Annotated in this window: 11 protein-coding genes; all 11 read left to right on the top strand. The window is 35.3% G+C overall.

The window, feature by feature from the left end:
* Positions 1-38 precede the first annotated feature (38 nt).
* The 11 genes from CD29_RS05525 (at position 39) to CD29_RS05475 (ending at position 11,743) form a co-directional block, all read left to right on the top strand.
* Positions 39-815, top strand: a complete 777-nt coding sequence (locus CD29_RS05525; protein ID WP_036183883.1) for a segregation/condensation protein A — start codon at positions 39-41, stop codon at positions 813-815.
* Entirely contained in the window at positions 790-1,383 is a 594-nt protein-coding gene (gene scpB / locus CD29_RS05520) for an SMC-Scp complex subunit ScpB (protein WP_036183881.1), read from the top strand. The genes CD29_RS05525 and scpB overlap by 26 nt, the downstream gene beginning before the upstream one ends.
* A gap of 147 nt (positions 1,384-1,530) precedes the next feature.
* Positions 1,531-2,511 (top strand): D-alanyl-D-alanine carboxypeptidase family protein, encoded by a 981-nt coding sequence (locus tag CD29_RS05515; protein WP_052124015.1) that lies wholly within the window; start codon positions 1,531-1,533, stop codon positions 2,509-2,511.
* 393 nt (positions 2,512-2,904) lie between these two features.
* On the top strand, positions 2,905-3,636 hold the full coding sequence (locus tag CD29_RS05510) for a pseudouridine synthase (protein WP_036183879.1): 732 nt from the start codon (positions 2,905-2,907) through the stop codon (positions 3,634-3,636).
* A gap of 111 nt (positions 3,637-3,747) precedes the next feature.
* Entirely contained in the window at positions 3,748-4,281 is a 534-nt protein-coding gene (gene resA / locus CD29_RS05505; protein WP_036183876.1) for a thiol-disulfide oxidoreductase ResA, read from the top strand.
* A gap of 11 nt (positions 4,282-4,292) precedes the next feature.
* The gene (gene resB / locus CD29_RS05500; protein ID WP_036183874.1) at positions 4,293-5,963 is read left to right on the top strand and encodes a cytochrome c biogenesis protein ResB; all 1,671 of its coding nucleotides are present in this window, start codon (positions 4,293-4,295) and stop codon (positions 5,961-5,963) included.
* Positions 5,964-5,996: 33 nt separating this feature from the next.
* Positions 5,997-7,184 (top strand): c-type cytochrome biogenesis protein CcsB, encoded by a 1,188-nt coding sequence (gene ccsB, locus CD29_RS05495; protein WP_036183871.1) that lies wholly within the window; start codon positions 5,997-5,999, stop codon positions 7,182-7,184.
* A gap of 181 nt (positions 7,185-7,365) precedes the next feature.
* Positions 7,366-8,082 carry a response regulator transcription factor gene (locus CD29_RS05490; protein WP_036183869.1) on the top strand — a complete coding sequence of 239 codons (717 nt, stop codon included), beginning with the start codon at positions 7,366-7,368 and terminating at the stop codon, positions 8,080-8,082.
* The gene (locus tag CD29_RS05485) at positions 8,075-9,850 is read left to right on the top strand and encodes an ATP-binding protein (protein WP_036183867.1); all 1,776 of its coding nucleotides are present in this window, start codon (positions 8,075-8,077) and stop codon (positions 9,848-9,850) included. Before CD29_RS05490 ends, CD29_RS05485 begins: the two co-directional genes overlap by 8 nt.
* A 125-nt stretch (positions 9,851-9,975) precedes the next feature.
* Positions 9,976-10,518, top strand: coding sequence for an RNA polymerase sigma factor SigX (locus tag CD29_RS05480; RefSeq protein ID WP_036183864.1), 543 nt, complete (start codon positions 9,976-9,978; stop codon positions 10,516-10,518).
* Complete coding sequence (locus CD29_RS05475; RefSeq protein ID WP_036183861.1) at positions 10,505-11,743, top strand: hypothetical protein; 1,239 nt, start codon at positions 10,505-10,507, stop codon at positions 11,741-11,743. The genes CD29_RS05480 and CD29_RS05475 overlap by 14 nt, the downstream gene beginning before the upstream one ends.
* Positions 11,744-12,144 lie beyond the last annotated feature (401 nt).

Genomic DNA, 12,144 nt, shown 5'->3' with positions numbered 1-12,144 from the left:
AACACTACATATGAGTGATTTTAATAGGTGGTACAGTTATGTCTTATGAAGTAAAATTAGATGCCTTTTCAGGGCCTCTTGATTTATTATTGCATTTAATTCATCGGTTGGAAATTGATATCTATGATATTCCAATGGCAGAATTGACTTCGCAATATATTGACCATATTCATGCTATGAAAGAATTAGAACTAAATGAGGCAAGTGAGTACCTAGTAATGGCTGCAACACTACTTGCTATCAAAAGTCGAATGCTTTTACCAATACATGAAGGTGAATTGGAAGATGCTGAATTTGAAGTCGAAACAGAAGATCCAAGGGAAGAACTAGTAATCAAACTAATTGAGTATAAAAAATATAAAGAAGCTGCAATTGAGTTGAAAGAATTAGAATCGGACAGATCCTTAGTTTATACTCGGCCACCAAGTGACTTAACTTCAATGGTACCAGATCAACAGCTTGCTTTGTTTGACGCGAAAGTAAATGTGTACGACATGATTGGTGCGCTACAGAAAATATTACGTCGTAAAAATTTAAGAAAACCATTATCTACAAGAATTGCGCGACAGGAGATTTCTGTGAAAGAGCAAATGTTTGCTGTTGTAGATTCATTGAAGGTGCAAGGTGGGAAGTCTTCTTTTTCAGATCTTTTTCCCTATGAAGATAAGACAACCATTATCGTAACTTTTCTATCAATCTTAGAACTTATGAAAAGACAAGTCGTTTCTGTCGAACAACAAAAAAACTTTGATGAATTATTTGTAATTTTGGACAAGGAGGTTCCTGACAATGAACTCAGAACTATTGATGAGTAAAATAGAAGCACTTTTGTTCGTTATTGGGGACGAAGGAATTACTGCAAAACAATTATCGCAACTGCTAGAAGTTGAAACGATGGAAATAGAAGCAGCATTAAGTGAATTAAAAACAAACTACGAACAATCTGAAGTAAGTGGAGTCACTTTAAAAAATTTAGCAGGTACATACCAACTAACTACAAAACCTGAAATGGCTGATACTATTAAAAAATTAGTTGAAAATCCAACAAGTAATGTGCTATCGACAGCTTCACTTGAAGTTCTCGCAATTATTGCTTATAAACAACCTATTACTAGAGTTGAGATTGAAGACTTACGTGGAGTTAAGAGCGATCGACCTATTCAAACACTTGTATCACGTGCGCTCATACAAGAGGTCGGGCGTGCAGAAGGGACAGGCCGAGCTATTTTATATGGCACAACAAAAGAATTTTTAAATTACTTCGGATTAAATTCATTGAAGGATCTTCCGCCATTACCAGATGAAGTACTTAAAGACAATGATCAAGATACAGATTTATTCATGACAAAATTCCAAGAGACTTTTGCAGGTGAGGAACAGTAATGTTTTTAATCTCTATTATTAGTAATGGTAGGAAATATAAATGCATATGTTTGAGTTAATATAGATTTAGTTTGTTTATTGTTAAACAATTAAATACTTAGATAACTATTTAACGAAGGAGTGCCTAGCCTGAAGAAACTTGTTAAAGTGATTTTTGTTTTAGCATTTTCACTTACTGCATATTTCGGCGTAGCACAAGCCGCCAGTGCTTCATACGCTGTTATTGATGCTGATACTGGGAGACTATTATATGGTAGTAGTCCTCATGTAAAGATGCCGATTGCAAGTTTAACTAAAATGTGGACTGCCCTTGTAGCAGTCGAAAATGCTGAACTAGATATGGAAGTGACGATTTCACATGAAGCCGGTCTTGCAGAAGGATCTTCTATCTATTTGGAGCCAGGTGAAAAGGTAAAGCTAGAAACTTTACTGTATGGTCTAATGCTTCGTTCTGGAAACGATGCAGCCCATGCAATTGCTGAAAGTGTCGGTGGGTCCGTTGAAGGATTCGTAGATTTGATGAATGAAAAAGCTTTGTTCTATGGACTTAAGAATACTTATTTTACAAATCCATCTGGACTACATCATGAATTCCATATTTCAACTGCTTATGACACTGCACTTATGTTAAAATATGCAATGGATAACGAAAATTTTAGAGAAATTGCTACTACGATCACATACAATTCTACTGATAAGCTAACACACGGTACAAACTGGTTAAACAAACATCGATTATTAAGAGAAAATGTTGGAGCGATTGCGGGTAAAACAGGTTTTACGAAGATCGCAGGTAGAACGTTAGCGACTTATTTTGAAAAAGATGGTAAAAGAGTGATTGTTGTCACGTTAAATGAATCAAATGATTGGCAAGTACATAAATATCTTGCGGAAAAAGCTTTTGATGAATACAAGGCTGTGACAATTGCTGACAAAGGCACTTATCAAGTAAATAAAAATATATCCGTAATTTTGAAAGAACCAATTCGATTATTATTAACACCAAAAGAAGAAAACCAACTAAAAAATGTACTATATCTTTCTAGAAAACAAAGCGAATTTGGAGTGTGGCACATATTTTTAAATAATCGTAGTGTCTTTACAAAAAAGGTAGATTTAGAAACGTAGGGTTTAAGTGTAATAGGACTTGCCTAGAATGTTCAAATTTCTAGGTAAGTCTTTTTTTGTTTTTAATGAATTTTGGTGGAAATATTATATTTGAATAAACATTGATAAGTTATTGTTGTACAACCTAAGAAGTATCAAGATGAGTTATTATATATATTTTTGTACAAAAAGTGGCATAGCTTGATCTTGAATTGGTACAATAAGCTATTTTCCTTTAATATTGCGATAAAATATGACATAATTTTCAACAGATTCAAGAATAACTTTTTTGTAGAACACTAAAAAAGGGTAACCTTATGTAGAGGGACATAATTAGTTCCTATAGCGACAATTCGAAATTTTAACGCTTATGTCGTTTTCATAAAGCATCTTAATAGACGGAGTGAACAATTAATGGAAAGATTACAAAAAGTAATAGCATATGCAGGAGTAGCTTCAAGGCGAAAAGCAGAGCAACTCATTTTAGAAGGTAAAGTAAAAGTAAATGGAAAAGTTGTAAAAGAATTGGGAACCAAAGTATCTAATTCTGACGTTATAGAAGTGAATGGTATTAAACTTGAAAAAGAGGATAAAGTTTACTACCTACTATATAAACCGAAAGGAGTTATTTCAGCAGTAACTGATGATAAAGGTCGTAAAACAGTAACAGACCTTTTCAAGCATGTACCTGAACGAATTTTCCCAGTTGGACGTCTCGATTATGACACTACTGGTCTTTTATTATTAACAAATGATGGCGAATTTGCATATCAAATGACGCACCCTAAATTTAAGATTGATAAAACTTATATTGCACGAGTAAAAGGTGTTCCGACGATTGAAGGGTTAAAAAAACTACAACGTGGAATTAAGTTGGAAGATGGCAAAACCGCTCCTGCAAAAGTAAGTATGACTTCTTTTGATGAGCAAGCGGGGAAGGCGATTTGTGAAATTACTATTCACGAAGGAAGAAATCGTCAAGTGCGTCGTATGTTTGAAGCAATTGGAACACCAGTTGTTAAGCTTAAGCGTGAAAGATTTGCTTTTCTAGATTTAACAGGACTAACTCCTGGAGAATATCGCCAGTTATCAAAACATGAAGTAAAGCTTCTAAGGGTCTTGGCGGAAACTGGTAAGATCGATTAGCACAATGCAAATAGTGAAAAGTTCGAAAATCATTCAAATTAGATAAAAGTACTATCATAGATATTTGTTATAATAGAGAAGACTGTAAAAATTGGGGAGGTTACCGCTCAAATGGATAAAAAAAGAAAGCGCTCTATTATTCGTGGAGTTATTTTAGCTGTTTTACTTGTAGCTATTGGATTTACAATATACAGCTCATTCACGAAAGATAAAGTTGAATTATTAGCAGTAGGAGACACTGCACCCGATTTTGAACTTGTTGGATTAGACGGCACAAAGCATCGTCTTTCAGATTATAGAGGAGAAGGCGTTATGTTAAATTTTTGGGGAACATGGTGCGAACCTTGTAAAAGAGAAATGCCAGCTATGGACCGCCAATATGAAGCATTCAAAGACCAAGGTGTAAATCTTCTAACGATTAATATCGCACAATCTGAATTTGAGGTTCAAAACTTTTTAAATAATCTTGGTGTTGATTTTCCGACAGTTATTGATAAAACAAGAGATGTAATGACTGCTTATAATGTCATAGATTTACCAGCATCTATTTTTATCAATCCTGATGGAAAAGTATTAAAAATAAAAACGGGTGAAATGAAAGAAGCAGACATAATTTCGCATATGGAAATGATCAAACCAGAATAGGAGTCCTCTTTATGGAAAAAAATGTTTGCGTTTGTGGTCATGAAAACCCTGTTGGAACGAAAATTTGCGTAAACTGTGGTAGACCATTAACGGAAGAAGCAAAATCTCAAAAAGTTTTAGATATGAAATACGACGGTTCTGCCATCCGCTCTAAAACTTACAACAAGTCAATTGTAGATAAAGTTTGGAATTTCTTTTCTAGTGTAAAAGTAGGGGTCGCATTAATTATTATTACACTAGTCGTATCTTCCATTGGGACAATTCTTAAACAAGAAGCGTTTGTAGCCGCAGGGAATGAAGCAGGCAGAGCTGCATTCTATGAAGATTCATATGGTAGTTTTGGAAAGCTTTATTATACTTTAGGTTTTTCTGATTTATACAACCAAATTTGGTATCTTGTTCTTGTTGCAATGTTAGGTATATCAATAATCGTTGCTAGTATTGACCGTGGAATACCTCTACATAAATCTTTAAAAAATCAACGTGTACGTCGTCATGAAAGTTTTATGAAACGCCAACGTGTTATTGCAGAAGGTTATGTACCATCAAGCGATTCTTCTAAAGTGTTAGATGTAGTAGAAGAAAAAATGAAAAAATTAAATTATAAAGTTCGTCGTGATGGAGAAGCTCTATTGGCTGAAAAAGGAAGATTTTCTCGTTACGGGCCTTATATCAACCATGTAGGTTTAATAATTTTCTTAATTGGCGTGTTAATGCACAAATTTCCAGGTGTCTATGTTGATGAGTCTATGTGGATTCGCGAAGGAGAAACTCGTGCTATTCCTGGAATGGAAGGTTACTTCTTAGAAAATAAACAATTTATTTTCGAAACACACGATAATGATCCGACAACTGCTCAAATACAGCAAGGTGTGAATGCGGTTGCAAAAAACTATCAAACTGATATTGTATTATACAAGCAAGCCGAAGATGCATTACCAGGACAAACTGATAATTTAGAAGTGGTGAAAGAATATTCAATTCGAGTAAATCATCCATTAGAGCATAATGGATATGCACTATATCAAATGGATTTTCGATTAAATGAATTAAAGGAAATGTCATTCCAGTTAACGAATAAGGAAACTGGTGAAGCATTAGGTGAGGTAGCAGTTGATTTAAGAAATCCAAAAAAAGAATATGTAATTGATGAAAATACTAAAGTAGAGCTAATGGAATTCTATCCTGACTTTTCAGGTTTTAATAATGAAGGTGAACCACAAACGTTATCTCCGAACCCAAATAATCCAGCATTCATTTTTAATATGATTACACCAGAACATCCAGATGGAGAAATAAGCTTTGTTGCGATTCAACAAACAGTTGAGCCAGCAGGAGATAACACGTACAAAATGGCATTTTCAGGGATAGATACTATTAACATGTCAGGATTAACAATCCGAATGGACAAAACAATTCCAATTTTATTTGTGGGTGGGTTTATTTTCTTATTAGGCCTAGCAATAGGATCTTATTGGAACCACCGCCGTATTTGGATTCAACAATTTGAAAATGGGCAAATACGTTTAGCAGCACATACAAACAAAAACTGGTTTAGTATTAAGAAAGATCTTGATGCTATTACTGAACATGCACATCTACCACAGTATATTGACCAGTTAGATGATGAAAAAGATAAAGATAAAGATGAAGAAAACGATCAAGAGGATCAAAAAAATTAGATTGTATATGAAAAGGAAAGGTGACAACACCTTATGAGTTTAATTGATTTAAGTGGTAATTTATTAGAAGTTGCATTTATTGCTTATTTAATTGCTACACTATTAATCGGTGGTTCGATTAAAAGTAACAAGCCAGATGGAGCAGAAAAACGTGCTAACAAATGGGGAAATCTCGCAATTTTAGTTACGATAATAGGATTCCTATCTCATATAGGATATTTTATCACACGTTGGATTCATTCAGGACATGCACCAGTGAGTAATATGTTCGAATTTACAACGGCGTTTGGTATGTTCTTAGTTGGGTCGTTTATATTAATTTTCTTTATGTACCGTGTTACAGCTCTTGGATTAGTAGCTTTACCAATTGCATTGTTAATTATTGCTTGGGCAGGAATGTTCCCGCAAGATGTTACTCCATTAGTTCCATCATTACAAAGTCATTGGTTAACGATACACGTTATTACAGCAGCATTAGGTCAGTCAATATTGGCTATTAGTGCAGTTGCAGGTCTAATTTATTTGTTAAAAGATGTTGATACAAAGAAAAAAGGGAAGCAACGTTTTTGGCTTGAAGCAATTTTATATTTCTTAGTACTTATTTTAGGAAATATTGTCACTTCAGCTGTATTTAATGCAGTTGGTTATGAAGCACAGTATTCTTATGTAGATAAAAACGGAATGTCACAAGAAATTATTTATAATGTTCCTGCGATTTTCGGAATGAATGAATCTGCAACACTTACTGAAGGTGCGATGGATCCGATGATTGAAGTGCCAGCATTCATCCATGCTTTAAAATTAACAACAGTTGTTTGGGCAATAATTGTTGGTACAATTCTGTATATCTTAATTCGATTAATTGCGAGAAGACGAATAGCTGACATGCTTAAACCATTAGTTAAGAAAGTGAACTTACAACTATTTGATGAAATTGGTTATCGTTCTGTATTAATTGGATTCCCAGTATTCTCATTAGGGGCACTTGTCTTTGCTATGATTTGGGCACAAGAGGCTTGGGGTCGATTCTGGGGTTGGGATCCAAAAGAAGTTTGGGCTCTAATTACTTGGTTATTCTATGCAGCTTTCCTTCACTTACGACTGTCAAAAGGTTGGGAAGGCAATAAAAGTGCATGGCTTGCATTAATCGGTTTTGCAATTATTATCTTTAACCTAGTTGTAGTAAACTTAGTAATCGCTGGTCTACACTCATACGCATAATATTAGGATTATCGAAAGTTCTTCTTATAAGGGAGAGCTTTCTTTCTATTTAACATTTAGCTGTAAAACAGATTAAACTATAGATCGAAATAGAGAAAAGTCCTATTTCGCTTTATATTCTTTTCATTTTTTTGCATAAATAGTACAATAATAGTAGAGAAGAATGAGAGGGGTAAAACCTATGTCTGAAAATATTTCTATATTAGTCGTAGACGATGAGGATCGTATTCGTCGTTTATTGAAAATGTATTTAGAACGAGAAGGATATGAAGTAGAAGAAGCTGAAAATGGTGAAGTCGCTCTCGCAAAAGCATTCGAGAAAGAATATAGCTGTATTTTATTGGATATTATGATGCCTGAAAAAGATGGGCTTCAAGTTTGCCAAGAACTTCGTGAAAAGAAAGTAACACCTATAATTCTTTTAACTGCAAAAGGTGAAGAAGCAAACAGAGTTCAAGGGTTTGAACTAGGTGCAGATGATTACATAGTAAAACCTTTTAGTCCACGTGAAGTAGTATTACGTGTGAAAGCAATCTTACGTCGTTCAGCAGCATTTTCACCAGTATCAAATACATCTGCATCAAAGGACTTAGTTGTATTTCCACACTTAACAATTGACCACGATGCACATCGCGTTACTGCTGATGGAACAGAAGTGAACTTAACACCTAAAGAATATGAATTGCTATACTTTTTAGCAAAATCGCCAGACAAAGTTTTTGACCGTGAACAATTACTAAAAGAAGTTTGGCATTATGATTTCTTCGGAGATCTTCGTACTGTAGATACGCATGTGAAACGTTTACGTGAAAAGTTAAACCGTGTCTCAGAAAATGCGGCGAAAATGATCGTAACTGTTTGGGGCGTTGGCTATAAATTTGAGGTAGTCAATGACTAGAATATGGAATAGTATTGTCGGGAAGCTATGGGCAACCATATTGCTTCTCGTTTCATTTGTATTATTCATTTTCACGGTGTTAATGCTTGAGTTTTTTGACAATTACCACAAAGAACAAGCAAAAACTTCAATAAGTAATACAGCCGCAACCATTGCCAACATCGTTGACCAATATGAAGTGGATGAGTTTTTAGATGACATTATTGGTGATTTATTAAGTGCTGATATTAATGCATTTATCGCAAAAAATCCAAACGAAGTGTCTTCCTCATTTCAAACAGGGATCAATCAAGTAGAAATACAAAATAACATTTTAACTAGTGATGCATTTAAACAAGTATTTGAAACCGATCGACAGATTATCAATGAAATGATTCTTCCCTCTCAAAAGGAAAAAGATCAGTTAGAATCCTATGTCGTTTTAGGTTATCCGCTAAAAAGTGAATCAGAAGTCCATGGGGCAATATTTATCTTCCAAAACCCTGATGCGCTTTTGAAAACGACTAGCCAAACAACGAAAATCGTCTTTTTATCCGCAGCTATTGCCTTCTTGTTAACTACTTTCTTTGCATTTTTCTTATCTAGCAAAATTACGTTACCGTTAAGAAAAATGCGTGAACATGCATTTGAGTTAGCTAAAGGGAAATTCGATGGCCAATTACCTTCCACACAAAACGATGAGATTGGTCAATTAGCGGTCGCATTTAACCAAATGGGCCGTCAGCTGAAACATCACTTAGAAGTGATAAATCAGGAAAAAGAACAGTTATCGAGTATATTAACGTCTATGACAGATGCGGTAATTACGTTCAATCGTGATCGAACAATTCTTTTAAGTAATCCACCTGCCGACATACTATTGCAAAAATGGTTCATTAAACAAAATGCTACGAGTGGCAGCCCAATTCCAGATGAAATATACCATATGCTTGATCATGTACTTGATTTTGAGGATAAAATCGAAGAAGAATTAGACATTAAAGGATCAAGTTATAATATTTCAATTAGTCCGCTGAAAAATAATGGACAATCCATTCGTGGTGCAGTTGCAGTTATTCGAGATATGACGGAACAAAAGAAATTGGAAAAATTACGTTCGGACTTTATCGCCAATGTGTCTCATGAACTTAGAACACCTATTGCAATGCTACAAGGATACTCCGAGGCTATTATAGATGACGTCGTTTCAAGTGAAGAAGAACGAAACGAAATGATTCGTATTATTTACGATGAGTCCCAACGTATGGGAAGACTTGTTTCAGACCTATTAGACTTAGCAAGAATGGAATCAGGCAATGTTACATTATTTAAAGAGAACATACCAATTGTCCACGTGATTGAACGAATCACACAAAAATTCGCACAAGTCGCAAAAGAAAAGCATGTCCACCTTGAATTTGAGACCGAACTCTCAGATGACTTACATGTGGACTTGGATGAGGATCGTATTGAACAAGTATTAACGAACTTGATCGATAATGGGATTCGTCATACACCGATGGAAGGAAGTGTGACAGTTTCACTTGAGGTAGAGCTTTCCTATGTGAAGATAAATGTATCTGACACTGGTGAAGGAATACCGAGAGAAGATCTTCCATTTGTATTTGAGCGTTTTTATAAAGCTGATAAAGCAAGAACCCGCTCAAAAAGTGGAACTGGCTTAGGGTTAGCTATTGCTAGAAATATTGTAGAGGCACATAAAGGGAATATCAAAGTAGATAGCGAAGTTGGTAGGGGTACGACATTTACTTTTTATTTACCACTATAAGGAATTCGTTTACAATAAGCAGGGAATGCATTTTCCCTGCTTTTTTGGAAAAATTTAAAAGTGTTAGATACCGTAACTTTTAACAGTTTGAAACGACAAATTTAGTAGAATGGGAGTGGTTATGGATGAAAGAGTCCATTTTCCATCGTTTGTATGATACTTACCATCAAGACGTCTTTCAGTTTCTAATTTATTTAGTGAAAAATCGCTCAGTTGCTGAGGATTTATCGCATGAAGTATATGTAAGGGTGTTAAAATCCTACGATCGTTTTGAGGGTAAGAGTTCTGAAAAAACATGGCTATTTGCGATTGCTAAAAATGTTGCAATAGACTATTTTCGGAAAAGTTCAGTACGTTCATCGCGTACATTCGATGCCTTTGATTGGGAGACGAACCAACTAGTTTCTCCTACAAAATCACCCGATGCATTAGTAGAGTTAAACGACGATATGCAAGAGCTACTTTTAGCACTGGAAAAATGTACAGGTGATCAAAAAATGGTAATTGTGATGCGCTATTTTCAAGAGCTTTCCATTGCTGAGACAGCAGAAATCTTAAATTGGACAGAAGGAAAAGTTAAAACGACACAACATCGAGCGATTAAACATTTAAGGGAGTTATTAACGAATGACACTGTAAAGGAGGCAAAGTCACATGAGTCAAAATAAGTGGGATGACGACAAAATCGAAGACCTTCTTTCTTCTGTTCCTAAAATGAAAGACAATCGAACAAAAGATGAGATCCTAAAGCGACTAAAAGACGATGGTGTTTTTGATGATGAGCCTTCAGAGAAAACAGTAACCATTAAGAAAAAACGCACTTGGATTCCTCCGCTAATTACTGTCGCTGCTATTGCCTTAATTGCACTAATGATTCCTTCACTTATGAATCAAATGGATAGTGGGAAAAACGAAGTTGCAACTAGTTCGATGGATGCTAGAGAAGCAAGCGAAGAATCTACTGATATGAATGCATTTAATGCTGAGTCTGCTGAAACTAAAATAGGACTTGATTCCAATGAGTTTGGCATTATGGCAGATGATAATGCTATGAATTTGAGAACATCCGTTTATCCTGAAGATTTAGAAGGATACACTGTTTTTCATATAGGTTTATCGGGTGATCAAGCATACAACATTCCATTTACTATTTTAATACCGAAGGAACAGGTAATGGAAGATTTGGGGAAGCCGGATCCTACTGGAGTGGAACTGTATAATTATTATGCTCCATTGTTTAACGAAGAAGCTATTGGTTTCCAGGATTACCACCCTTATAAAGGAACGATTTCCGAGAATGGAAATCAGGTGATCCATACACTACCACCGGATCATGGTTATGATATGGGTTCTGCTTCGGAACGTATATATATTAGGTCATTAATGGATACGTTTAAATCATATAATCAAGCTGTGTTGTTAAATGAAGATGGTTCACCTGCAGGATTCGCTCATACTGGATTAATTGAAAAACCAATAGAATTACACTCTGAAACTACTCAAAATAATTATTTTAGAATTTCACAGGATGATGGTTCAGTATTTTTATCAACATATGGTGGTGAATCATATGCAACTGTGATAGAAGCACTTGAAAACATGAAACTGGTGGTAACTGATCCTTTCCAATCAGTTATATTACCAGGGGTAGATTACACAGTTGCTGTTAATGGTGAAGCAGTCATTGTTGAATTTACTTCTGAGCTTGATTTACTAAGTTACGATCAAGTGGCAGCGATGCAAATGATAGAAGGTATTTTATTAACAGCGGCTAGCTTTAATATGGAAGTGAAATTCGAAAACGTTTTACAATCAGATTGGGGCGGATTTGATTTCACAAATCCATTACCAATACCGGTAGGGCCGAATAAGCTGCCATTGTTGGTTGAATAAGGACATGTAGGATGAAACCCGCGCGGTGTTGCGCGGGTTTCTTTTTTATGCGAGAGGTGATTATCATAGAGGCAATGGAAAATGTAAGCAAACTATCCATGAGAGTATTGTAATGAAATAAGAGACGTTCTACGAGACAAAACGCTAAAAAAGCCAGGAGGAATTGTCGCATAGAGACGTTCTACGAGACAAAACGCTAAAGAATCCAAGAAGAATTGTCTTATAGAGTCGTTCTATGAGACATTAGGCTAAAGTATCCAGGAAGAATTGTCTCATAGAGACGTTCTACGAGACAAAACACTAAAGAATTTAGGGAGAATTGTCTCATAGAGTCGTTCTACGAGACAAAACGCTATAGAATCCAAGAAGAATTGTCTTATAGAGTCCTATGAGACATTACG

The sequence above is a fragment of the Ureibacillus manganicus DSM 26584 genome, from assembly GCF_000772945.1.
GTDB classification, from domain to species: Bacteria; Bacillota; Bacilli; order Bacillales_A; family Planococcaceae; genus Ureibacillus; species Ureibacillus manganicus.
Note: the sequence above shows the minus strand (reverse complement) of the source record. Positions and strands in the feature narration are given on the sequence as shown.

Bases quoted from the DNA above. Each gene is read 5' to 3' on its own strand.
- CD29_RS05525 (WP_036183883.1), top strand. From the start codon at position 39: ATGTCTTATGAAGTAAAATTAGATGCCTTTTCAGGGCCTCTTGATTTA.
- scpB (WP_036183881.1), top strand. From the start codon at position 790: ATGAACTCAGAACTATTGATGAGTAAAATAGAAGCACTTTTGTTCGTT.
- CD29_RS05510 (WP_036183879.1), top strand. From the start codon at position 2,905: ATGGAAAGATTACAAAAAGTAATAGCATATGCAGGAGTAGCTTCAAGG.
- resA (WP_036183876.1), top strand. From the start codon at position 3,748: ATGGATAAAAAAAGAAAGCGCTCTATTATTCGTGGAGTTATTTTAGCT.
- resB (WP_036183874.1), top strand. From the start codon at position 4,293: ATGGAAAAAAATGTTTGCGTTTGTGGTCATGAAAACCCTGTTGGAACG.
- ccsB (WP_036183871.1), top strand. From the start codon at position 5,997: ATGAGTTTAATTGATTTAAGTGGTAATTTATTAGAAGTTGCATTTATT.
- CD29_RS05490 (WP_036183869.1), top strand. From the start codon at position 7,366: ATGTCTGAAAATATTTCTATATTAGTCGTAGACGATGAGGATCGTATT.
- CD29_RS05485 (WP_036183867.1), top strand. From the start codon at position 8,075: ATGACTAGAATATGGAATAGTATTGTCGGGAAGCTATGGGCAACCATA.
- CD29_RS05480 (WP_036183864.1), top strand. From the start codon at position 9,976: ATGAAAGAGTCCATTTTCCATCGTTTGTATGATACTTACCATCAAGAC.
- CD29_RS05475 (WP_036183861.1), top strand. From the start codon at position 10,505: ATGAGTCAAAATAAGTGGGATGACGACAAAATCGAAGACCTTCTTTCT.